This is a genomic window from Pseudothauera hydrothermalis, from assembly GCF_003345255.1.
Classification (GTDB): Bacteria; Pseudomonadota; Gammaproteobacteria; order Burkholderiales; family Rhodocyclaceae; genus Pseudothauera; species Pseudothauera hydrothermalis.
Genome location: NZ_CP029331.1, coordinates 871600 through 892663 on the forward strand (window position 1 = coordinate 871600; position 21064 = coordinate 892663).

Genomic DNA, 21064 nt, shown 5'->3' on the forward strand with positions numbered 1-21064 from the left:
GATCAGGTCAAAAGGAGAAAGGGAGGCAAGGGATGTTCGAATCTGCGGAACTGGGCCACAAGACCGACAAGGCTGAGTACGAGGCGCTCGTGCCAACACTGCGAGCACAGCTTCTCGATGCGCAGTTCGATCTGCGTGAGCTCAAGCAGTTTGCCGTGGTGGTGCTGATCAATGGTATCGATGGCGCCGGCAAGGGTGAAACCGTGAACTTGCTCAATGAATGGATGGATCCGCGCCATATCGAAACCTGGGCCTTCGATGCCCCGTCGGCCGAGGAGGCCGAGCGTCCCTTCATGTGGCGGTTCTGGCGGGCGTTGCCGCCCAAGGGCAAGATCGGCATTCTGTTCGGTAACTGGTATTCGGAAACCATCCATGCGCGGGTGCACAGAATCACCAAGCGCGCAGAGCTGGATCAGCGCTTGGATGCGATCAACCGTTTCGAAGCCATGCTGGTGCGCGAGGGGGTGTTGCTGATCAAGTGGTGGTTTCACCTCTCCAAGGCGGGGCAGAAGGCCAGATTGAAAGCGCTGGAGAAAAATCCCAAGACCCGCTGGCGGGTGACCGAGCGGGACTGGAAGTATTACGCCTTGTACGACCGCTACCGGGAAACTGCCGAACATGTACTGCGCCATACCAGCACCGGGGATGCGCCGTGGTTGATCGTTGACGGTTCCGACGAGCGTTTCCGGTCCCTTTTGGTGGGCCGCACCCTGCTCGAAGCCTTGCGCAAGCGTATCGAATCGATCAACAAAGGCTGGGCGCCGCGGCAGATGGCCGCGCCATTGACGCCGTCATTGGATAACCTGAACCTGCTCAACAGCCTGGTGCTGCGGCAGGAACTGGGCAAAAAAGACTACAACGAGCTGCTCGAACTGTATCAGGGGCGGCTGGCCCTGCTGTGCCGTTCCGAGGCTTTTCGCAAGCGCTCGCTGGTATTGGTGTTCGAAGGTGCCGATGCCGCGGGCAAGGGTGGGGCGATCAGGCGTATTACGGCGGCGCTCGATGCGCGTAGTTTCCGTGTCGTGCCGGTGGCCGCGCCGACCGAAGAGGAGCGTGCCCAGCCCTATTTGTGGCGTTTTTGGCGCCATGTGCCGCGTCAGGGCAAGATCACCATCTTCGATCGCTCCTGGTATGGGCGGGTGTTGGTCGAGCGGGTGGAGGGATTTTGCTCCGAAGCCGACTGGATGCGCGCCTATGCCGAAATCAACGATTTCGAGGACCAGTTGATCGAAGCCGGCGCCGTGGTAGTGAAGTTTTGGTTGGCCATCAGCGATGAAGAGCAACTGGCGCGCTTCAAGGCGCGCGAGGCCGAGCCGCATAAACGCTTCAAAATCACCGAGGAAGATTGGCGCAACCGCGAAAAATCCGCCGAATACGCGCAGGCCGTGTGCGATATGGTCGACCGCACCAGTACCGAAAACGCTCCCTGGACGCTGGTCGAGGCCGACAACAAACTCTATGCCCGCATCAAGGTGCTGCGTACCGTGTGCGAGCGCTTGGAGGCTGCATTGGCCTGATCGGGCCTGGGAGCGGGGCTTCGGCCGGACGATTTGTCGCGCACTCGGCGCTAGAATACCGACGTAACCCCAATCATGGCCGACGCCGCAAGGCAGTCGGCTCGATGTCACGCCAATCCGTGGTGAGCGCTTGAAGGCCGAACTGACCCATCCCTCCGCAGCGACCGTCGAGGCGGTCGACAGTACCGCCAACTTCGTCGCCTGGGTGCGCGGCGCAGCACCCTACATTCATGCTTTTCGCGGCAAAACCTTCGTCATCGCCTTTGGCGGTGAGGTGGCTAGTGGCGATTCCGCCCAGCGGCTGGCTTACGACTGCAACCTGCTGGCGGCGCTGGGCATCCGCCTGGTACTGGTCCATGGCGCGCGTCCGCAGATCGATGCGGAGTGCCGGCGTCGGGGGCTGGAGCCACGCTTTCACAACGGGTTGCGGATTACCGACGCGGCCACGCTGGAATGCGTCAAGGCAGCCATGGCGGTGACCCGTATCGAGGTCGAGGCCTTGCTCTCGCAGGGGTTGCCCAATACCCCCATGGCGGGCAGCTATATGCGTGTGACCGGTGGCAACTTCATCACTGCGCGCCCGGTGGGCGTGGTCGACGGGATCGACTACCAATTCACCGGGGCGGTGCGCAAGATCATTGCCGAGGAGATCAACGCCGATCTGGATCAGCACAACGTGGTGCTGATTTCCCCGCTTGGCGTGTCGCCGGCGGGCGAGTTATTCAATTTGTGCATGGAAGAAGTGGCCGAAGCGGTTGCGGTGGCGCTGAAAGCCGAAAAGCTGATTTACCTGTGCGACGCGCCCGGACTGCTCGATGCCGAAGGCCGTCTGATCGACTCGGTGACCGCAGATGAGGCCGAGCGCATGCTGGAGGCTGGCGAAGGGCTCACTGAAGATCTCCATCTTTTTCTTCCCTGCGCGCTGCGTGCGGTACGTCGTGGCGTGGCCCGCGCCCATTTGATCGATCGCGACCTGGACGGCGGCCTGTTGTTGGAGTTTTTCACTCACGCCGGGGTTGGCACAGTGGTGTCTCGCGCCCCGCTGTTCCGCCTGCGCGAAGCCACGATCGAGGATGTGGCTGCGTTGGTGGCGTTGATTTCTCCTATGGAGGCCGACGGTACGCTGGTGCGGCGGGGGCGTGAGTTGCTGGAACAGGAAATCGAGCGCTTCACCGTGGTCGAGCACGATGGCGTGTTGGTCGGTTGTGCGGCGCTTTATCCCTTTTCCGAGGACAATGCGGCCGAGCTGGCCTGTTTGGCAGTGACGCCGGAATACCGTCGCGCCGGGTTGGGTGACCAGTTGCTGCGGCGCATCGAACGGCGGGCGCGCGCCCAAGGGTTGGAACGTTTGTTCGTGCTTACCACGCGCACCGCGCACTGGTTCAGGGAACGCGGATTCAGTGAGATCGGCCCGGAGGCGCTGCCGCGGCAAAAACGCGAACTCTACAACTACCAGCGGCGCTCCAAGGTTTTTGTCAAGTCGCTATGAACGCCAGCGGCTGCCTTACAGACTCAGGCTTACCCGGCTGCCGGGGCGGGTGCTGTCTATGAGCAGGCGGGCGCGACAGCTTGTAGGGTCGGTTCTTGCCGCGGTGGGCGCGATGTCGATATGGGCGCTGAGTGTGCTGGGCGCGCGCGCGTTGAGTCCGGATAGCGGATTTGGCGAGCTGGTCGCGACGTTGCTGGTCGGGCTGTTTGGGGGTGTGGCGGGTTATTTTGGGTTCGAAGCGCGCGCACCTGGTGCGCTGCCCCGGCCTGCGCTCGGGGTCGATCCGATTGCGCACGCCGCGGCAGACCGAGGCCCGCTGACCGGCCTAGAGGCCAATTCTCTGGCGGCGCTGCGCAGGTTCCGCGAAGTGGCCGAAGGCGTGCATGGGGTGGAAGCCTTGTTCGACACCGATCTGCGCCTGGAATGGATCAGCCCGTCGATTCAGCGTCTGACCGCCCGCACACCGGGTGAATGTCTGGCGGCCGAGCGTTTCGTCGATTTTCTGGTCTATGACTCGGATCGCCGATACTGTCAGCACGCGATGCAGCAGGTGCTGGCAAGCGGACAGGGACGAGACTTCGAGATGCGCCTGGTGCAGGAAAACGGACAGGTGCGTTGGATTGCCAGCCATTGGCGCCCGGTGTTTCGGGAAGACGGCGTCGTGGCCGGTTTGCATTTGTCCGCCGAGGACATCCAAGGGCGTAAGGAGGCCGAGTACAAGCTGCTGGAAACCGTCGCGCAGTTGCGTCGTGCGCAGGCGCTGTCGGAAAACTATCTCAAGCGTAGCAACGATGAGCGCCAGCGCCTGTCGGCATTGCTCAACGTCATCCGCCTGGGCATTTTGTTCATGGACCGTGATCATCGGGTGCTCTATTACAACCGCGCCATGCTCGACATCTGGCGCTTGCCGGCGCAAGAGAGCCTGATCGGAGTGCGCGATGTGGTGTTGGAAAGTCGCGTGGTCGGCTTGCTCGAATCGCCGGAAGCGTACTTTTCGCATATCCGCAAGGTGGTCGCGCAATACGAGGTCAGCGAACCTTTCGAGATCCATCTGAAAGACGGCAGGGTGCTCACCGATGTGTCGGCGGTGGTCGAAGATGGCACCCGCGGGCGGCATGGTATTGGTCGGGTGTGGATCTATGAGGACATTACCGAACAGCGCAACGCTGAACGCAAGCTGGCGGCGCTGGCCGAGCGCGATCCGCTGACCAATCTCTTTAACCGCAGGCGGTTTCATGAGGAGCTCGAGCGTATGCTGGCCGATGCCGCCCGCCGCGCGGTAAAGGTGGGTCTGCTGGCGATCGATCTGGATGGTTTCAAACCGATCAACGACGAATTCGGCCACCAAGCCGGTGATCAGGTGTTGGTGACATTGGCGCGCGCGGTGGGCGGCATCATTCGCCGCAACGAATTGTTTTTCCGCGTGGGCGGCGACGAGTTCTGTGTGCTGGTGCCGGATGCGGATGCAGAAGATTTGACCGGACTTGCTAGACGCATCGTTGAAGGCATCGGCGCGCTGCGTTTCGTCTTTTCCGGCCGACCGGCCAGCTTGACCGCCAGCTTGGGGCTGGCCCTGTATCCGGATCACGCCAGTCACGGCGAAGCGCTGATCGCTGCCGCCGACCGCGCGATGTACCAGGCGAAAAACAGCGGACGCAACCGTTGGTGCATCGCCGAAAAGCCCGAAGGTGAATCGGCTAGAATATCGGCCTTGCAACCGGATCAACCCCAAACAGGAGAACAGTGACGATGGCCCGGATGGTCAATTGCATCAAGCTCGGCCGCGAGGCGGAAGGTCTGGACCGGCCGCCGATCCCCGGCGAACTCGGCAAGCGCATCTTCGATAACGTCTCCAAAGAGGCGTGGCAACAGTGGGTCAAGTACCAGACCATGTTGATCAACGAAAACCGCCTCAATCTGATGGACCCCAAGGCTCGTAAATACTTGTCCGAGCAGATGGAAAAACATTTTTTCGGTGGCGGCGCGGATCGGATTGGTGGCTATGTTCCGCCAGCAGGCTGAGCCGGCCTGAGCTGCAAAGTAAAAAAGGATGGCCTGAAACCATCCTTTTTTTGCGCGCCGAACGGGCACTAGCTGCCCGGTTTGCTCTTGCCGCGGTCTTTGGCGGCTTCCTGCTCGACCGCCTCGGCCCCGGCATAGCGCACATCGCGACCATGAGCCATATAGATCACGTATTCAGAGATATTCACCGCATGGTCGCCGATGCGCTCCAGTGATTTGGCGATGAACAAGGTCTCCAGACTGTTCGAGATGGTGCGCGGGTCTTCCATCATGTAGGTGATGAGCTGGCGGGTCACCGCCTCGAAGCAGGTGTCGATTTCTTCGTCCTGGCGCGCGATCTCGGGCGCCAGCGTGACGTCGCCGCGCGCATAGCTGTCCAGCGCCTTACGCAGCATGTCCTGAGCCAGTGCGGCAGGGTGGCCAAGGTCGACTTTGGGCGAGTACGGCAAGTCTCCGGAATGCAGCCGACGAGCCGATTTGGCGACCTTTTTGGCCTCGTCGCCGATGCGCTCCAGATCGGTGACCGTTTTCATGGCACCTAGTACCGCGCGCAAGTCGCTGGCTGCGGGCTGGCGTTTGGCAATCAGTTGGCTGCAGGCTTCGTCGATTTCCACTTCCAGCAGATTGATGCGGTGGTCGCCGGCAATGACCTTTTCGATGAGCGCCTTGTCGGCGGTGCGCAAACCGGTGAAAGCGTTGTTGAGCTGGCTCTCCACCAAGCCGCCCATGCGCAACACCCCGGTGCGGATGGCTTCGAGGTCGGCGTCAAATTGCTTGTAGATGTGTTCGGTCATTTTGGCCATGGAAGTGTCCCTAACCGCTGCAGGCTAGCATCCGTGCGTTAAGGTTTTGTTTCAGTCGCGCCGGTGGCGCTGAACCCCGGTCGGGGTGGCCAGCAGCAACAAATCGGCGCCCCGGCGGGCGAACAGGCCGTTGGTGACTACGCCAGTGATTTGGTTGATCGCCGTTTCCAGCGCGACCGGATCGTCGATGATAAGTCCATGCACATCCAGGATCAGATTGCCGTTGTCGGTGATGAAGCCCTCCCGCAATTTGGGCGTGCCGCCCAACGCGCCAAGCTCCCGGGCGACATAGCGCACGGCCATCGGGATGACCTCCACCGGCAGCGGGAAACGCCCCAATGTGGATACCTTCTTGCTTTCATCGCAAATGCATATGAAGCGCTCGGCGACCGCAGCGACGATTTTCTCGCGGGTCAGCGCGCCACCGCCACCTTTGATCATCGCAAAATTGCCGTCGATCTCATCCGCGCCGTCCACATAGACCGGCAGGTGGTCGATTTCGGTCAGCGCGATCGGCTCGATACCGTGCGCGCGCAACCGTGCCGAACTGGCTTCTGAGCTGGATACCGCTCCGGCAATGCGCGACTTGATGCGTGCCAGTCCGTCGATAAAGTAATTGACAGTGGAGCCGGTGCCAACGCCGATCACCGCGCCGTCGGGCAGCTCATTCAACGCGGCCAGTGCCGCGGCTTTCTTGAGTTCGTCCTGGGTCATTGCCTGAGGTCCTGAAGTAGGCGGGCGTGCCGGCCAATGGCCGAGCAGCCGGGCATTATTATCACAGATCGGCATGGCGGCGCGATGCGGGCGGGCATCTACGGCCGGTATACTCCGGCACCATCGTGCAGGAAGCATTGAACCATGCGGGTTAGATCGGTCCACCAAGCCGCGCTGCAAGCGCTGATGTGCGTCGCACCGGACGACAAGTGCCGGGCAACCGATACGCTGCTGGCCGATTGGCGCTCCGGTGCGCTGGCAGTGCTGTCGGCGTGCAACGATCCGGTGCCGATATACGAACCGGGCCGGCCGCGACGTCCTGAGTTGGTGCCACCTCAACAGGTGCCCCTGCGCAAGGCCGGCTCGGTGGAAGGCCACGCCGCGTTGCTGCACGCGATCGCGCATATCGAGTTCAATGCGATCAACCTGGCGCTCGATTGTGTGCACCGTTTCCGTGCGCTACCGGCCGACTTTCACGACGGCTGGCTGGTGGTGGCGGCCGAGGAAGCCTATCACTTCCGCCTGGTGCGCGAGCGTCTGCGCGCGCTGGGTTTCGACTATGGCGATTTCCCGGCGCACAACGGCCTGTGGGAGATGGCCTGCAAGACCGCGCACGATCCGCTGGCGCGCATGGCGCTGGTGCCACGGGTGCTGGAAGCCCGTGGGCTGGATGCCACCCCGCCGATCATGGCCAAGCTGCGGGCCATCGGCGACCGTGACAGCGTGGCGGTGCTGGAGATCATCCTGCGCGACGAGATCGGCCACGTGGCGCTGGGCGACCGCTGGTTTCGCATCCTGTGCGCCGAGCGCGGGCTGGAGCCGGAGGCAACTTACCTGAAGCTGATCGATGCGTTCGATGCGCCACGGCCGCGGCCGCCCCTGCATGTCGAGGCGCGGCGCGCGGCCGGTTTCAGCGAGGCGGAACTGGCGGGCTTGGGCGCGCAGGCGCCTGCAACCACCCGTCGGCAATAGCGTGCCGGGGCGCCTTGGGGCGGTTCGGCGCCCCAGTGACGGTCATCGCCGGCAGCCTCTCTTACAGGTTGCCGTAGGAGTGCAGACCCGACAGGAACATATTGACGCCGAGGAATGCGAAGGTGGTGATCAGTAATCCGACCACTGCCCACCAGGCGAGCAGCGATCCACGCAAGCCTTTGGTCAGGCGCATGTGCAGCCAGGCGGCGTAATTCAGCCAGACGATCAGCGCCCAGGTCTCCTTCGGGTCCCACTGCCAGTAGGTGCCCCAGGCCTCGGCCGCCCACAGCGCGCCGAGGATGGTGGCGATGGTGAAGAAAGCAAAGCCGATGGCGATGGCCTTGTACATCACGTCTTCCAGCACCCGCGGGGCGGGCAAGCGGGAGGCGAGGATGCCGCGTTCGACCAGCAGGTGCGCCACGCCGACCATGGCCGCCAGCGCGAAAGCGCCGTAGCCGACGAAGTTGGTGGGCACGTGCACCTTCATCCAGTAGGACTGCAGCGCCGGGATCAGCGGCTGGATTTCGTGGGCGCCGCGCGAGAACGCGTACCACAGCAGAAAGGCCACCGCCGCCGAGATCACCACCATGACGAAAGCGCCCATGCGGCGGGTGTTGTAGCGCAGCTCGTAATAAAGGTAGAGCAGGGCGGTGATCAGGCTGAAGAGGACGAAGACCTCGTACAAATTGCTGATCGGAATATGGCCGATCTCCGGGCCGATCAGATAGGACTCGTACCAGCGCACGAACAGGCCGGCGGTACCCATCGTGGTGCCCACCCACAGCAATGCAGAGCCGGTTTTCTCGCCAAAGTCCGAGCGCGCCAAAAGGCCCAGCCAGTAGGCGCCGGTGGCCATGAAGTACAGCGCGCTCATCCACATGATCGCGGTCTGGCTGGAGATCAGGTACTTGAGCAGGAAAACCTGCTCGGCGCGGGCCAGATCGTCCTGGTAGAGCCAGATGCTGGCCAGCGACAGGGTGGCGACTGCCGCCAGGAAAGCGCGGAAAGGCTTCCAGTGCCAGCCGATGGCGATCAGCACGGGTACGTGCAGAACGAGGATGATGTCGTCGTAGACATCCATGAAGGCGCTGTAGTGTGCCAGGGCAATGCCGGCACCGACGATGAGCGCCAGCGCGTAGAGCCAGTCGAAGAGATCGCGGTTGCGAAGCACGCCGGACGGCGTCCGGACGGTTTGTGCGAGTTCCATCAGTGTCCTCGTAGGGTGGCATCGGCGGCGCCGGCCGCCGGGTCGAGCAGGGCGCGCAGTGCGCTGACATGGCGCTCGAAGGTCTCATCTACATCGATCGCCTTGCGGTTGGACGACATCGTCACCAGTCCGTTTCCATCATGCTTGAGCAGCACGAAAAGGCGTCGCTCGCGGATGTAGAGCATGGCAAAAACACCGAGCACGAGCAACAGCGAACCGATATATACCAATGGCTTGCCGGGCGAACGGGTGACCTGCAATACCGTGGCTTGCACCTGTTCATAGCCGGTCAATTGCAGATACAGCGGCGCGTCGTAGAACAGGCTGTCGGACAGTGCGGCCATGGTGTCGCGCAGGTAGGCGGCGCGTGCTTCGTCGATGCTGACCGGTGTCATCCCCGCCTGCTCGCGCGCCAGTTGCCAAGCCTCCCAAACGATGCCCTGAAGAATGCGCACGAACACTTCGGCGGCGCGTTCGCGCTCGGCTGGCGGAATGCTTTTCTCGATGAACGTACCGATGCTCTCGTAACCGCGTTCGCCAAACAGTGCGAGCGTATTGACCGCAGTCTCGATCAGGCGCGCATGGGTGTCGCTGCGCTGTTGGTGTTCGTTCAGACTGGCCTGGGCAAAACGGATGGCCAGTCGTTGACGCTGCGAGGGGTCGAAGACGAGGTCACGAATCGCAAACCAGGTGTCGATCCGGCCGTCCTCATCCACCGGCAGACGCAGAAAACGGAACGCTTCCGCTTGCGAAGCACGGGTGCCGGTGTATAGATACCAGCGTCCGTCGACCTGGATCGGCAGCATGTAGTTTTTGAACTCACGCGCCTGGCCGGCCTCGTCGCGCAGCTTGAAGGTGAAGCTTGGACCGATGTTGCGAAAATCACGCCGGTCGTCGCCGGTGCGTGCGCCACTACCCAGGTGCCGGGTCAAACCCGCAATCCCGTCGTCTTGCGATGGGGCGCGCTCGCCCATGTCTTCGACGTTAAAAGGCGTGAATCCGGTCAGCTCCAGCGCATAGCTGAAGCGTGGGTGCTTCAGTTGCAGGGTTTCGCCTACCCGGCCCTCGATATTGAGTACCGGCATGGCTGCGCCGGTGAGCATGTTGCGCCCGGCGATCTTGAGCAGCGAGCCGCCATCGTCGAAGCTGGCTTGGTAGATCGACACCCCGCGGTACTCCAGCGGACGGTTGACTTCGATGGTGTGCGCGAAAGACTCGCCGCTAGCCTGATCGGTGACCACGATATCGCTGGCAAAGCGCTTGGGCATGCCGTTTTCGTAATGGTCGATGTGAAACTTCTTCAGCGATATGCTAAAGGGTAGCGCTTGCAGGAGAATGCCGTCGCCGACATTGAGTACCGCCACATTGGTCGAGCGCCCCTCCGGAATGAACATATTGCCGCGATAGCTCCAGTTGGTCTCGTCCAGACGGGCGGAGGCAGGGATGTCGACGATGAGCTGGTTGCCCGAGGTGGGGTGTTTGTCGCCCAGCCACATCTGGAGCTTGAGCGGCAAATTGCCGTCGAGCAGGCCGCCGATGCAAATCAGTACGATCGCGCCGTGCGCCAGGAAATACCCGCTGCGTCCCGCGCTGCCTTGTTTTGCGGCAATCAGCACGCCGTCCGGGCGCATGTCGATCCGTGATGCAAAGCCGCTGTGCGCAAGGTAAGCGGTTACCCGCGCTTGCGCCTCGGCGGTCGGCAGCCCACCGGGCAATTCAGCCCGATGCGCGAACTGTTGCAGCGAGACCTCCCGGGCATGCTCGCGGAAGCTGCGCATCTCGCGCAGCATCGGCGCGCTCTGGCGCAGGATGCACAGGCTGGTGGAGATCACCAGAAAGGCCAGGATCACTAGAAACCAGCCGGCGTTGTAGACCGCATACAGCCCCAGTTTTTCGAAGATCGGAAACCAGAACGGGCCGAACTGATTGAGATAAGCGTTGAAGGGCTCGTTTTGTTTGACCACGGTGCCGATCACCGAGGCGATTGCCAGCACGGTGAGCAGGCTGATGGCGAAGCGCATCGAACTGAGCAGTTCGAACAGCGCTTTGGAAGTGCTGCGTTGCATCCTGGTCCTAAAGCGGGGGAGCGTCAATTGAACAGGGGCCGCCGGGTGGCTGCGGATCGGAGCGCTAAGGGCGAAGAAAGGATAAAAAAAGGGGTGGACACGCCACCCCTTTTTCAACCGCCCGCCGATACGCTACTTCAGCGCAGGCCGGCGGCGTAATCGGCCACCGCGCGCATTTCGGCGTCGGTCATCTTGAGCGCGATCATGCGCATCATTTGGTTGGGGTCGTTGGCTCGGCCGCCATCGCGGAATTTTTGCAACTGGAGCGTGGTGTATTCGGCGAACTGACCGGACAGGCGCGGATACTGCGCAGGCATGCCGGCGCCGGCGGGGCCGTGGCAGGCCGCACAGGCCGGTACGCCTTTTTCGGCAATGCCGGCGCGCCAGATTTTGCGGCCAAGTTCCACGGTTTCGAGATTTTTGGTCGCTTCCGGTTGCAAGGTTTGGCCGGCAAAATAGGCCGCCACCGCGGGGATGTCTTCATCGGGTACCAGCGCGGCCATGGCGCTCATTGCCGGGTCCTGGCGGGTGCCGGATTTGAATTCGGTCAGTTGCTTGGCAAGGTACTCTTTGATCTGCCCTGCGATCTTGGGGTTGGCCGCAAGCTGGCTGTTGCCGTCGGCCCCGTGACAGGCTGCGCAAATGGTTTCGGCGATCTGTTTCGCCTTGGCGAGATCGGGGGCCTGCTCCTGGGCCTGGAGGCTGCCTCCGACCAGCAGCAGCGAGAGCAGCAGGGAACGCTTGATCATGGTGTCCTCGGAAAGCCGTGAGTGGTTGTCTCAAACTTGGTATTCTAATACAGGAAGCCGGTTTTGCGCGACGCAATGTGGGTCGTCCGGCCGCGCGTGTGCGTGTTTGCCCCTCCTTTTAAACGCCCCCCGTTGCCCTATCTCCGATGTCAATTTTTCGCAACGCAACATTCGAAACCTCGGTCGCGCAGCATGCCGCGCTCCCGGTCGGCAAGGGGCCGGAAATCGCTTTCGCCGGTCGCTCCAATGCGGGTAAATCCAGCGCAATCAATACGCTTGCCGGGCATACGCGACTGGCATATGTTTCGCGCACGCCCGGGCGCACCCAGCTGATCAATTTTTTCCGCCTCAACTGCGGTGCGGCACTGGTGGATTTGCCGGGGTATGGGTATGCGCAGGTGCCGGAAGCGGTGCGCCGGCAATGGCAGGGTTTGCTCGAAAACTATCTGAAAAGGCGTGAAAATCTGATTGGCCTGGTGCTGATCATGGATGCCCGCCATCCATTGACACCGCTCGATCGGGCGATGATCGAGTGGTTTTCGCCCACCGACAAGCCGATGCACGTCATGCTGACCAAAAGTGACAAACTGTCGCGTAACGAAGCGAACAAAACCTTGTTTGCGGTGCGCAATGCGCTGGTCCCGCTGGGCGAGCGGGTAACCATCCAGCTGTTCTCCAGTCTGAAAAAAACCGGCGTGGCCGAATGTGAGGCGGTCGTGGCTGGCTGGCTGGGGCTGGCGCCGTCGGGCGGGCAATAAAAACCCCCGGCCAAAGGGGGAGAAATGCCGGGGGTGAAAATGCCTTAACTTAATAAGGCACCCGCTCAGGGAGGTAAAGCGGGAGACGGTTTGGCACCATCCGCCTGTTAAGATGGAGGCCGGTCAAAGAAGTTCCAGCCCGATTTCGTTACTGGATGTATCCCTGAAGTTCGAAGCCTGGAGAGAGTAAGCCTGATCATGCGTCCTACTGGAGCATTCCCCCTCACCCGCATGCGGCGGATGCGTCGCGACGATTTTTCCCGCCGACTGATGCGTGAATCGACCCTTAGTGTCGATGATTTGATTTATCCGGTGTTCGTGCTCGATGGTATGAGCCGCAGTGAGCCGGTGGCGTCAATGCCTGGCGTGGAGCGTGTCAGCATCGACCGCCTGTTGTCCGTGGCCGAGCAGGCGCTGGAACTTGGCGTGCCGGCGGTGGCGCTTTTTCCGGTCATCGACGTCAAACTGAAGAGCGCGCTCGCCGAGGAAGCGTGGAACCCGGAAGGGCTGGTGCCGCGGACGGTGCGCGCACTCAAAGAGCGTTTTCCGGAACTGGGGGTGATCACCGATGTGGCGCTCGACCCTTATACCAGTCATGGGCAGGACGGGCTGATCGATCCCAACGATCCACGTGGCTACGTGATGAACGACGAGACGTTGGAGGCGCTGGCCCGCCAGGCGCGCTGTCATGCCCAGGCCGGCGCCGATGTGGTGGCGCCGTCCGACATGATGGATGGGCGTGTGGGCCGCATCCGCGCCGAGCTGGATGCCGCAGGCCACATCCACACCCGCATTCTGGCCTACTCGGCCAAATACGCCTCCAGCTTCTACGGCCCGTTCCGCGACGCGGTGGGCTCGGCGGCCAATCTCGGCAAAGGCAACAAATATACCTACCAGATGGATCCGGCCAATTCGGACGAGGCGATCCGCGAGGTGGCGCTGGATATTGCCGAGGGCGCCGACATGTTCATGGTCAAACCCGGTATGCCTTATCTTGACATTGTGCGGCGGGTGAAGACCGAGCTGCAGGTGCCGACCTATGTCTATCAGGTCAGCGGCGAATATGCCATGCTAAAGGCCGCGGCGGCAAACGGCTGGCTGGACGGCGAAGCGTGCATGTTGGAAAGTCTGCTGGCCTTCAAACGCGCCGGCGCAGACGGCATTCTGACCTATTTTGCGCTGGATGCCGCGCGCAGTCTGAAACGTCGCACGTGACGTGAACACCGCCTTTTTGCGCTCGTCCGGTACTGTGCCGGGATGCGTTCTGCGCCCTTTGCAGCCATCCGATTTGCCGGCGGTGCTGCGCCTGCAAGCGCGGGCCTACCCGCCTGCCTACCATGAAAGGGCTGAAGTGTTCGCCACCCGGTTGGCGCTGGCGCCGGGTGGCTGCTGGATTGCCGAGCGCGGTGGCGAGGCTGCCGGGTACGTGATTGCGCATCCTTGGCAAGACGCCCAGCCGCCCGACCTTCATGCACCGTTGAGTATGTCCAGCGCACCGCAGGGCGACATCGCGTTCCTGCACGACATGGCGGTGTGCCCGCAGGCGCGGGGTATCGGGCTGGCGCAGGGGCTGTTTCGCAAGGTGAGGGCCTGGGCGATATGTCAGGAGCTGTCGGCCATTGTCCTGGTGTCGTTGCCGGATGCCCGCGCGTTTTGGCAACGCTTGGGTTTTGTTGACCACGCGCGAACGGTGTCAGCCGGTTACGGCGCCGGGGCGTGCTGCATGCGCTTGGCGCTGTCAGCGAAGTAGCCGGCCGAGCGCCCGGCGCAGGTCGAGGATCGAGGCGATCTTGAGGTCCACATGAGCCGGCTGGCGCAGGCTGCGACTGACCCACACGGTGCGCATCCCAAGGCGGCGTGCGGTACGCAGGTTGTCGGGAGAGTCTTCGACCAGAATGCAGCGCCGCGGATTGAGCCGGTGAGCGCGCAGCAGCTCGCGGTAGGCGCGAATGGCCGGCTTGGGGTGCAGCTTCATGCGCTCGATGCCGAACACGTCGGCAAAATGGCTTCGTACGCCCATCAAAGTGAGCACGGCTTCGGCGTAATCCTGCGGACCGTTGGAAAACACGATCTTGCGTCCCGGCAGCTTGCGTAGCATCGCGCCCAGCGCGCGATCAAAGACCATCAGCTCATGCAGACGCTCAAAGCGGTGGGTTTCACGCAGAAAGTGTTGCGGATCGGTGCCGTGGTGGCGAACCAGGCCGGTCAGGGTGGCGCCATAGCGCTGCCAGTAGCGGATGCGTAAGGCGTTGGCCTCGTCGGTGCATAGCCCCAGATGACGCTCCAAATAGGCGGTCATGCTGCGGTTGATATGCGGAAAGATGTGCGGACTGGCGTTGTGTAAGGTGTTGTCCAGATCGAACAGCCAGACGGGGGCTTGGCTCATGTGAGGCCGATGTTCAGCGTGGCCGGGGAGTGACGCGGATGATTGCGCGTCCGTCGGCGGTGTGTTTGGGGGCGGCTTTCCAGGCGTGTCCCTGAATCAGCTCGAAAGTGGCCGGCAGCCGCCCTTCACGCCGCAGCGCCTCGTAACCCGCACGGGCGGCCGCCCAGCCGCGCCGGCCGCACAACCCGCGAGGACGATCACTGGCTGCGTTGTTGCAACCCGGCAGGCGCAAATCCGCCAAAAGGGTATCGATATCGGCATAGGTCAAGGTAAGTATCTCCATGTCCATGACCGGATCGGCAAAACCGGCTTTTACCAATGCGTCGCCGATGTCGTGCATGTCGATGAAATGGTGCACCCGCGTTCCAGCGTTGTCGGGCAGGGCGCTGCGCAGCTCCTTGAGGGTGTCCGGCCCCAGAGTGGAGAACATCAGCATGCCGCCGATTTCCAGCACCCGGTGCATTTCGCGCAGCGCTGGCAACGGATCGTCGAGCCAGTGCAGCATCAGGTTGGACCACACCATCGACACACTGGCACCTGCCAGCGGCAAGGCGGTGGCATCGGCGCACAGCAATGACGTGGCGCGCTGACGGCCGAGCAGGCGCCCGAGCAGCCCCCGCGCGCTGCGCACGCGGCCGGATGCGGCGGCCAGCATCGGATAGGCGAAGTCGATACCGATCAGGCCGGCTTGCGGATAGCGCGCGCCGAGCACGGCCAAGTCGGCGCCGGATCCGCAGCCCAGGTCGAGGATGCGGGCGGGCTGGATACGGATATAGTCCAGCCGCTCGGCCATACGGTGGGCAAGCTCGCGCGCGAGCGGGTCGGCGCCGTCGCCGCGCGTGGCGGCTGCGGCAAACCGACGGCGCACCAGTGCGCGGTCGAGCCTGAAATCCTGCGGGGCCGGCACGGTGCGGGTCAGATGGATTGAAGCCCAAGCCGCTCGAAAAGCCGCTGGTCGCGGTCGGCATCCGGATTATCGGTGGTCAGCAGCCGATCGCCATAGAAGATGGAATTGGCGCCGGCCAGAAAGCACAGCGCCTGCATTTCATCGCTCATTTGCTGACGTCCGGCCGACAGTCGCACATAGCTGGTGGGCATGGTGATCCGCGCGGCGGCGATGGTACGCACGAACTCGAAAGGATCGATTGGCTCCGCATCTGCCAAGGGGGTGCCCGGAATCGGCACCAGATTGTTGATCGGGACCGATTCGGGCGGGGTAGGCAAATTGGCCAACTGCGCGATCAGGGCTGCGCGCGCCTGGCGTGATTCCCCCATACCAACGATGCCGCCGCTACACACATGGATACCTGCCTTGCGTACCGCATCCAGAGTGTCCAAACGGTCCTGCTGGCTGTGCGTGGTAATCACCTGGCCATAGAATTCCGGTGCGGTGTCCAGGTTGTGGTTATAGTAGTCCAGGCCGGCATCGGCGAGCTTTTCGGCCTGGCCGGGGCGAAGCATGCCAAGGGTGACGCAGGTCTCCAGGCCGAGTTTCTTGACTTCGCGCACCATCTCCAGGACCGGTGTCAGATCCTGGTCCTTGGGGCTGCGCCAAGCCGCGCCCATGCAAAAGCGCGACGCGCCACGGGCTTTGGCGGCGCGGGCGTTCTCCAGGACTTCATCGAGTGGCAATAGCCGCTCGCGCGTAAGCCCTGTGTCATAACGCGCCGACTGCGCACAATAGCCGCAGTCTTCCGAGCAACCGCCGGTTTTGATGGACAGCAGGGTGGAGCGTTGAATGGCGTTGGCGTCGAAATGCGCGCGATGGACTTGTTGCGCGCGAAACAGCAAGTCCATGAAGGGCATTTCGAACAGCGCTTGCACTTGTGCAACCTGCCACCGAGGGCGCTCGTTGTGATTGGGAAGGTCGGACGTTGCGGGTCGCTCTGCCGCATCTGCGGTCGAAGTCATTGTCATGAAACGTTTTCCGGGCTGTAATGCGTAATTATGAATATTCCGACATCGGCGGAAAGCTTGTCAAACCAGAATATCTTTCGGCGCCTCTTGCGCACTGTCGCAAACTACCTCATCCCGCAGGATTGCTTTGTGTGTGGCAGCGTTGCCGGCGGGCAGGCCGTATGCCCAGACTGCCTGGCGGAGTTGCCGCGCCAGCCGGCATTGGCTTGCCCGATCTGTGCGCTGCCGACTCCGGATGGCTTGGTGTGCGGGCATTGTCTGAGTGCGCCGCCGGCCTTCGATGCCACGAGGGCGGTGTTCAGCTATGCCTTTCCGGTCGACCGCATGGTGCAGGCGCTAAAGTATCATCGACGACTTGCCCTTGCCCGCTTTTTTGCCGACTGCTTGCAACGTCTGCCGCCGCCTCCCGGTGCGGATTTGATCCTGCCCATGCCAATACATGTGCAACGCCTGCGCGAGCGGGGATTCAACCAGGCGGTGGAACTTGCGCGCCCGCTCGCCCGGGTTTGGGGGCTGCCACTGGCGCGAACGCTGGTGCGACGCACCCGTGATACGCCCGCGCAGGCCGGCCTGACGCGCGCAGCGCGCATGGCCAACCTGCGCGGCGTGTTTGTCTGTGAGGGCTCGCTGGCGGGACGGCATGTGTGGGTCGTCGATGATGTGATGACCACCGGTGCCAGCCTGGATGAACTGGCTCGCACCCTCAAGCGTCACGGCGCGGCAAGGGTGGAGAATCTGGTGCTTGCCCGCACGCCTTGAGTGCGCCGCCGGTCAGCTTGTCTTGAAGGTTTCATTCATGTTCGACATCGTCCTCTTCCAGCCCGAAATTCCGCCCAATACCGGCAATGTGATCCGTCTGTCGGCCAATTGCGGGGCCAGGCTGCATTTGGTCAAGCCGTTAGGCTTCGAGATCAGCGACCGGACGCTTGCGCGCGCCGGCTTGGATTACCACGATCTGACCCATGTCAGCATTCATGAAGATTGGCAGAGCTGTCTGATCGCGCTGGCCGGTCGCCGGATTTTGGCCTTCAGCACCCGTGGGCGACGACGTTACGATCAAGTCCGCTACCGGCACGGGGACGTGCTGCTGTTTGGGCGCGAAACCAGCGGTCTGCCGGACGAAGTGCTCGCTGCTTTACCGCCGGATCAACGCCTGCGCATTCCGATGCGTCCGGCCAATCGCAGCATCAATTTATCCAATGCCGTGGCCTTGGCGGCCTATGAGGCTTGGCGGCAGCATGATTTTGCCGGCGCGCTCGAGCCATGTTGAGCTGCACGCCCGGCAGGCTGGCCGCTTCAGCGCAAACGATCATTCGTGCTTGGGATCGCGGGCGAGGAGCCGGTCGAGCGCCTGCTCGGCTGACAGGCCCCGATGCAGCAGCGCGTCGACCGCCTCGGACAGTGGCATGTCGACCCGGTGACGGGCGGCCAGGGCGGCTACTTCGCGTGCGGTGGACACGCCTTCGGCCACCTGCCCGAGTTCGCCCAGGATGTCATCCAGTGTTTTGCCTTGGGCCAGCGCCAGCCCAACCCGGCGATTGCGCGACAGGTCGCCGGTGCAGGTGAGAATGAGATCGCCCATGCCGGCCAGACCCATCACCGTTTCCGGTCTGCCGCCCAGAGCCACTGCCAGGCGGGCGATTTCCGCCAGTCCGCGGGTAATCAGCGCAGCGCGGGCGTTCAGGCCCAGGCCCAAACCATCGCAGACCCCGGCGGCAATGGCCATGACGTTTTTGATGGCACCGCCGATTTCAGCACCGATCAGATCGGTGTTGGCATAAATCCGCAACACCGGCTGATGCAGGGCGGGTAGCCAGCGCTCGATGAACGCGTCGTCGCGGGATGCCAAGGTAATCGCGGTGGGCAGTCCGCGCGCCACTTCGGCGGCAAAGCTCGGCCCGGTCAGCACGCCGCAGGGCGCGTCGGTGCCAAGCTCTTCGGCGACGATCTCATGCGGCAGGCGGCCGCTTCCGGCCTCCAAGCCTTTGCACGCCCACACCAAAGGCGTTTTCGGCTGTATCTGCTGCAAGCGGCGCACGGTGTCACGCAGGCCGGCTAGTGGCGTGACGATCAGATGGAGATCCGCGCCGCGGGCTGCGGCTGCGAAGTCGTCGGTCAGCTCCAAGGTGTCGGGCAAGGCCACGCCCGGCAGATAACGGCGATTTTCGCGTTCGCGGCGCATGGCTTCGATTCGCGCCGGATTGCGGGCCCATAGAACGACCGAATGCGGACCGTGGAATGCGAGCGCCAGCGCCGTCCCCCACGCCCCGGCGCCAAAGACGGCGATGCGCATCCGTCTACAACCCCCAGACGTCAGTGACACGTAGATAGCCGCTGGCGCCGTCGCGGTGACGGACGCTCACCCAGCCGTTTGACGCACTGCCGGTCAATTCCAGCACCACGTCCTTGACCGCCTCGAACGCGACTGCAGCCGCTTCGTCCGGACTGCGCCGGGCAATCGCACGCTCGCTGCTGACCAGCACGGTGCGTGTGTTGGCCAACTGACGCGCTTCGATCCAACTCAGCGAACCATTCGGATCACGCACCTTGACCCATTTGTCGAGCACTACCACGACTTCGACCGGGGTGCCCGGCGCGATGATGAAGAGGCGTTTGGCTTGGACGGACGGTGCGTCGTACAGAATGGCCGGTTCATTGACCGAACGAAAGTCGATGGCCTGCGCAACGCCGGCAAACAATACAAGTGCTGCGGCCACCGGGGCGAAGTGGAATGCGCTGCGCATGGGCATTTTTACTGCACCGCCGCGTCGGCCGCGGCGCGTTGTTGTTGGGCCTGGTAGAGCGCTTCGAAGTTGACCGGGGCCAGAATGACCGGCTGAAAGCCCGCTCGGGTGACTGCGTCGGTGACGGCCTCACGGGCGTAGGGGAAAAGGATGTTCGGGCAGCCGATCATCAGCAACGGTTCCAGTTCGCCCTCGGGGATGTTGCGGATTTGGAAGATGCCGGCTTGCTGGACTTCGACCAGGAACACGGTCTTGTTCTCACCCAGTGTGGCGGTGACGGTCACCGTCAGGGTCACATCGAAGATGCCCTCATCGACACCTTGCCCTTCGGTGCGCAACTGCACGTTGATTTGCGGGGTCTCGCGCTCGAGGAAAATTTTTGGCGCATGGGGCACTTCCAGCGACAGGTCTTTGACGTACAGTTTCTCAATGTTGAATACGGGCTGGGCGTTTTCGGTCATGTAATAGGTCCGATCGGTGGTGGGTGAAATGAACGGTGTTTACGGCCATCCGGCCTGCTATGGAGCGCCGCCAGCGAGCAGGGGGTCCAGTTTGCCTGCGCGGTCGAGCGCGTAGAGGTCGTCGCAGCCGCCGACATGGTAATCGCCAATGAAGATTTGCGGAACCGTGCGGCGCCCGGTCAGTTGCATCATCTCGTCGCGTCTTGCGGGGTCGAGGTCGATGCGGATTTTCTCCAGGTTGCTCACGCCTTTGCGCTTGAGTAGCGCTTCGGCGCGGACGCAGTAGGGGCACACACCGGTGGCGTACATACGGATATGGGGCGCGTTGCTCATTTCTTTTTTCCCTTGTCCTTGTTGCGGCCATGCTCGAGCGGCTGACCGGCCTTTTCCCACTCGTACAGGCCACCGCGCAGATTGAAGAGCTTCTCGAAGCCGGCTTTTTTCAACACCGCGATGGCGTTTGCCGAACGGGCGCCGCTGGCGCAACAAAGGATCAGCGGGCGGTCGCGCAGTTTGTCCAGCTCGCCCTTGCGTCGTTCGAGATCCTTGAGCGGAATGTGGCGGGCGTTGGGGATGTGCCCCTTGTTGTACTCGCCGTCGTCGCGGACATCGATCACCACCGCGTCTTCGCGGTTGATCAGCAACGTGGCTTCGATCGGCGACAACAGCGACTTGTCGGCCTTCATGCGTACCGTTTCGATCAGCAGCCAGGTGCCGCTAAATGCCGCCAGCGCCGCCCAATGCCAGTTTTGTTGCAGAAATTCCACTTGGTGTTACTCCGTTTCGGGGGGGGCTCAACTACCCGGTTTGTCACTACAGAATACTTCGCGCATCAATACGATCAATTGCAGCGTGCGCTGATCGCCCACACGATAGAACACCCGATTGGCCTCCTTACGTGTTTGCAGCACGCCTTTGTCGCGCAGGATGGCAAGATGCTGCGAGATGTTGCTCTGAGAGGTGCCGACCGCTTCGACGATGTCCTGCACACAGACATCGGTGTCGCCGAGCACACACAGAATCTTCAGCCTCAGAGGGTGCGCGATGGCCTTCAACGCGCGGGCGGCAGTCTCGATGTGCTCGTGCCGATCGATGAGCGTGAAGATGTCGTCCTTGATCACGATGCGCTGCGAGAAGATAAAGCGGCTAGTATAAAATACGGTGCCACAGATTAGCGTGCGAGAACACTTGCAGCCACCGTTATCTTTCTTCCTCGGTTGCCTGAACCGCGCTCTGCGGCAGTCTTTCGCCGCCTCGAG

Annotated in this window: 24 protein-coding genes; 10 read left to right on the forward strand and 14 right to left on the reverse strand. The window is 62.5% G+C overall.

Annotated elements, in window-relative coordinates; translation table 11 throughout:
• Positions 1-32: 32 nt before the first annotated feature.
• The 4 genes from pap to DIE29_RS04225 all read left to right on the forward strand — a co-directional run bounded on the left by pap (position 33) and on the right by DIE29_RS04225 (position 5028).
• Positions 33-1517: a polyphosphate:AMP phosphotransferase gene (gene pap, locus DIE29_RS04210; protein ID WP_114649301.1), complete on the forward strand. Its 1485-nt coding sequence runs from the start codon at positions 33-35 to the stop codon at positions 1515-1517.
• A gap of 130 nt (positions 1518-1647) precedes the next feature.
• Positions 1648-3006, forward strand: coding sequence for an amino-acid N-acetyltransferase (gene argA / locus DIE29_RS04215; RefSeq protein WP_174202292.1), 1359 nt, complete (start codon positions 1648-1650; stop codon positions 3004-3006).
• Between the two features lie 112 nt (positions 3007-3118).
• On the forward strand, positions 3119-4753 hold the full coding sequence (locus tag DIE29_RS04220) for a sensor domain-containing diguanylate cyclase (RefSeq protein ID WP_114649302.1): 1635 nt from the start codon (positions 3119-3121) through the stop codon (positions 4751-4753).
• 2 nt (positions 4754-4755) lie between these two features.
• On the forward strand, positions 4756-5028 hold the full coding sequence (locus DIE29_RS04225) for an oxidative damage protection protein (RefSeq protein WP_102041098.1): 273 nt from the start codon (positions 4756-4758) through the stop codon (positions 5026-5028).
• Positions 5029-5096: 68 nt separating this feature from the next.
• Here the strand turns inward: DIE29_RS04225 and phoU are convergent, their stop codons facing one another.
• Positions 5097-5822 (reverse strand): phosphate signaling complex protein PhoU, encoded by a 726-nt coding sequence (phoU, locus tag DIE29_RS04230; protein ID WP_102043109.1) that lies wholly within the window; start codon positions 5820-5822, stop codon positions 5097-5099.
• 60 nt (positions 5823-5882) lie between these two features.
• Positions 5883-6545 carry a ribose-5-phosphate isomerase RpiA gene (rpiA, locus tag DIE29_RS04235; RefSeq protein WP_102041099.1) on the reverse strand — a complete coding sequence of 221 codons (663 nt, stop codon included), beginning with the start codon at positions 6543-6545 and terminating at the stop codon, positions 5883-5885.
• Between the two features lie 144 nt (positions 6546-6689).
• Between rpiA and DIE29_RS04240 the strand changes: the two genes are divergently transcribed.
• Positions 6690-7517 (forward strand): ferritin-like domain-containing protein, encoded by an 828-nt coding sequence (locus tag DIE29_RS04240; protein WP_102041100.1) that lies wholly within the window; start codon positions 6690-6692, stop codon positions 7515-7517.
• Between the two features lie 61 nt (positions 7518-7578).
• On the opposite strand, the gene ccsB is transcribed toward DIE29_RS04240, so the two are convergent.
• The 3 genes from ccsB to DIE29_RS04255 form a co-directional block, all read right to left on the reverse strand.
• A complete protein-coding gene (gene ccsB, locus DIE29_RS04245; protein ID WP_102041101.1) occupies positions 7579-8724 on the reverse strand; it encodes a c-type cytochrome biogenesis protein CcsB in 1146 nt (381 codons plus the stop codon).
• Positions 8724-10790 carry a cytochrome c biogenesis protein ResB gene (locus DIE29_RS04250; RefSeq protein WP_102041102.1) on the reverse strand — a complete coding sequence of 689 codons (2067 nt, stop codon included), beginning with the start codon at positions 10788-10790 and terminating at the stop codon, positions 8724-8726. Before DIE29_RS04250 ends, ccsB begins: the two co-directional genes overlap by 1 nt.
• 137 nt (positions 10791-10927) lie before the next feature.
• A complete protein-coding gene (locus tag DIE29_RS04255) occupies positions 10928-11539 on the reverse strand; it encodes a c-type cytochrome (RefSeq protein ID WP_108079707.1) in 612 nt (203 codons plus the stop codon).
• Positions 11540-11685: 146 nt separating this feature from the next.
• Here DIE29_RS04255 and yihA point away from each other — a divergent pair, with 146 nt between their 5' ends.
• The 3 genes from yihA (at position 11686) to DIE29_RS04270 (ending at position 14047) form a co-directional block, all read left to right on the forward strand.
• Positions 11686-12297, forward strand: coding sequence for a ribosome biogenesis GTP-binding protein YihA/YsxC (gene yihA, locus DIE29_RS04260; protein WP_114649303.1), 612 nt, complete (start codon positions 11686-11688; stop codon positions 12295-12297).
• 198 nt (positions 12298-12495) lie between these two features.
• Complete coding sequence (gene hemB, locus DIE29_RS04265) at positions 12496-13512, forward strand: porphobilinogen synthase (protein WP_114649304.1); 1017 nt, start codon at positions 12496-12498, stop codon at positions 13510-13512.
• Between the two features lies 1 nt (position 13513).
• Entirely contained in the window at positions 13514-14047 is a 534-nt protein-coding gene (locus tag DIE29_RS04270) for a GNAT family N-acetyltransferase (RefSeq protein ID WP_237269506.1), read from the forward strand.
• On the opposite strand, the gene DIE29_RS04275 is transcribed toward DIE29_RS04270, so the two are convergent.
• The 3 genes from DIE29_RS04275 to bioB are packed head-to-tail and all read right to left on the reverse strand — an operon-like array spanning position 14036 to position 16600.
• Entirely contained in the window at positions 14036-14683 is a 648-nt protein-coding gene (locus DIE29_RS04275) for a pyrimidine 5'-nucleotidase (RefSeq protein ID WP_108079710.1), read from the reverse strand. The genes DIE29_RS04270 and DIE29_RS04275 overlap by 12 nt on opposite strands.
• Before the next feature lie 13 nt (positions 14684-14696).
• Complete coding sequence (locus DIE29_RS04280) at positions 14697-15590, reverse strand: methyltransferase domain-containing protein (RefSeq protein ID WP_114649305.1); 894 nt, start codon at positions 15588-15590, stop codon at positions 14697-14699.
• Positions 15591-15598: 8 nt separating this feature from the next.
• Positions 15599-16600: a biotin synthase BioB gene (gene bioB / locus DIE29_RS04285; protein ID WP_418333249.1), complete on the reverse strand. Its 1002-nt coding sequence runs from the start codon at positions 16598-16600 to the stop codon at positions 15599-15601.
• A gap of 129 nt (positions 16601-16729) precedes the next feature.
• Here bioB and DIE29_RS04290 point away from each other — a divergent pair, with 129 nt between their 5' ends.
• Positions 16730-17359, forward strand: a complete 630-nt coding sequence (locus tag DIE29_RS04290) for a ComF family protein (RefSeq protein WP_237269507.1) — start codon at positions 16730-16732, stop codon at positions 17357-17359.
• A 37-nt stretch (positions 17360-17396) separates the two neighbouring features.
• Entirely contained in the window at positions 17397-17870 is a 474-nt protein-coding gene (locus DIE29_RS04295; RefSeq protein WP_102041111.1) for a tRNA (cytidine(34)-2'-O)-methyltransferase, read from the forward strand.
• Between the two features lie 39 nt (positions 17871-17909).
• On the opposite strand, the gene DIE29_RS04300 is transcribed toward DIE29_RS04295, so the two are convergent.
• The 6 genes from DIE29_RS04300 to DIE29_RS04325 are packed head-to-tail and all read right to left on the reverse strand — an operon-like array spanning position 17910 to position 20926.
• The gene (locus DIE29_RS04300; RefSeq protein WP_102041112.1) at positions 17910-18893 is read right to left on the reverse strand and encodes an NAD(P)H-dependent glycerol-3-phosphate dehydrogenase; all 984 of its coding nucleotides are present in this window, start codon (positions 18891-18893) and stop codon (positions 17910-17912) included.
• Positions 18894-18897: 4 nt separating this feature from the next.
• Positions 18898-19344, reverse strand: coding sequence for an SH3 domain-containing protein (locus DIE29_RS04305; RefSeq protein WP_102043110.1), 447 nt, complete (start codon positions 19342-19344; stop codon positions 18898-18900).
• 8 nt (positions 19345-19352) lie between these two features.
• A complete protein-coding gene (gene secB, locus DIE29_RS04310; RefSeq protein ID WP_108079712.1) occupies positions 19353-19805 on the reverse strand; it encodes a protein-export chaperone SecB in 453 nt (150 codons plus the stop codon).
• A gap of 57 nt (positions 19806-19862) precedes the next feature.
• Positions 19863-20138: a glutaredoxin 3 gene (gene grxC / locus DIE29_RS04315; protein WP_237269508.1), complete on the reverse strand. Its 276-nt coding sequence runs from the start codon at positions 20136-20138 to the stop codon at positions 19863-19865.
• The gene (locus tag DIE29_RS04320; protein WP_102041115.1) at positions 20135-20572 is read right to left on the reverse strand and encodes a rhodanese-like domain-containing protein; all 438 of its coding nucleotides are present in this window, start codon (positions 20570-20572) and stop codon (positions 20135-20137) included. Before DIE29_RS04320 ends, grxC begins: the two co-directional genes overlap by 4 nt.
• Before the next feature lie 27 nt (positions 20573-20599).
• Complete coding sequence (locus DIE29_RS04325) at positions 20600-20926, reverse strand: ArsR/SmtB family transcription factor (RefSeq protein ID WP_114649306.1); 327 nt, start codon at positions 20924-20926, stop codon at positions 20600-20602.
• Between the last annotated feature and the right edge of the window lie 138 nt (positions 20927-21064).

What these genes read in the sequence shown, in the direction of transcription:
- DIE29_RS04225 (WP_102041098.1), top strand. Translation starts at nt 4,756, where the DNA reads ATGGCCCGGATGGTCAATTGCATCAAGCTCGGCCGCGAGGCGGAAGGT.
- DIE29_RS04250 (WP_102041102.1), bottom strand. Translation starts at nt 10,790, where the DNA reads ATGCAACGCAGCACTTCCAAAGCGCTGTTCGAACTGCTCAGTTCGATG.
- DIE29_RS04240 (WP_102041100.1), top strand. Translation starts at nt 6,690, where the DNA reads ATGCGGGTTAGATCGGTCCACCAAGCCGCGCTGCAAGCGCTGATGTGC.
- DIE29_RS04255 (WP_108079707.1), bottom strand. Translation starts at nt 11,539, where the DNA reads ATGATCAAGCGTTCCCTGCTGCTCTCGCTGCTGCTGGTCGGAGGCAGC.
- DIE29_RS04295 (WP_102041111.1), top strand. Translation starts at nt 17,397, where the DNA reads ATGTTCGACATCGTCCTCTTCCAGCCCGAAATTCCGCCCAATACCGGC.
- DIE29_RS04305 (WP_102043110.1), bottom strand. Translation starts at nt 19,344, where the DNA reads ATGCGCAGCGCATTCCACTTCGCCCCGGTGGCCGCAGCACTTGTATTG.
- ccsB (WP_102041101.1), bottom strand. Translation starts at nt 8,724, where the DNA reads ATGGAACTCGCACAAACCGTCCGGACGCCGTCCGGCGTGCTTCGCAAC.
- DIE29_RS04300 (WP_102041112.1), bottom strand. Translation starts at nt 18,893, where the DNA reads ATGCGCATCGCCGTCTTTGGCGCCGGGGCGTGGGGGACGGCGCTGGCG.
- pap (WP_114649301.1), top strand. Translation starts at nt 33, where the DNA reads ATGTTCGAATCTGCGGAACTGGGCCACAAGACCGACAAGGCTGAGTAC.
- rpiA (WP_102041099.1), bottom strand. Translation starts at nt 6,545, where the DNA reads ATGACCCAGGACGAACTCAAGAAAGCCGCGGCACTGGCCGCGTTGAAT.
- bioB (WP_418333249.1), bottom strand. Translation starts at nt 16,600, where the DNA reads ATGACAATGACTTCGACCGCAGATGCGGCAGAGCGACCCGCAACGTCC.
- phoU (WP_102043109.1), bottom strand. Translation starts at nt 5,822, where the DNA reads ATGACCGAACACATCTACAAGCAATTTGACGCCGACCTCGAAGCCATC.
- secB (WP_108079712.1), bottom strand. Translation starts at nt 19,805, where the DNA reads ATGACCGAAAACGCCCAGCCCGTATTCAACATTGAGAAACTGTACGTC.
- DIE29_RS04220 (WP_114649302.1), top strand. Translation starts at nt 3,119, where the DNA reads ATGTCGATATGGGCGCTGAGTGTGCTGGGCGCGCGCGCGTTGAGTCCG.
- yihA (WP_114649303.1), top strand. Translation starts at nt 11,686, where the DNA reads ATGTCAATTTTTCGCAACGCAACATTCGAAACCTCGGTCGCGCAGCAT.
- grxC (WP_237269508.1), bottom strand. Translation starts at nt 20,138, where the DNA reads ATGAGCAACGCGCCCCATATCCGTATGTACGCCACCGGTGTGTGCCCC.
- DIE29_RS04275 (WP_108079710.1), bottom strand. Translation starts at nt 14,683, where the DNA reads ATGAGCCAAGCCCCCGTCTGGCTGTTCGATCTGGACAACACCTTACAC.
- hemB (WP_114649304.1), top strand. Translation starts at nt 12,496, where the DNA reads ATGCGTCCTACTGGAGCATTCCCCCTCACCCGCATGCGGCGGATGCGT.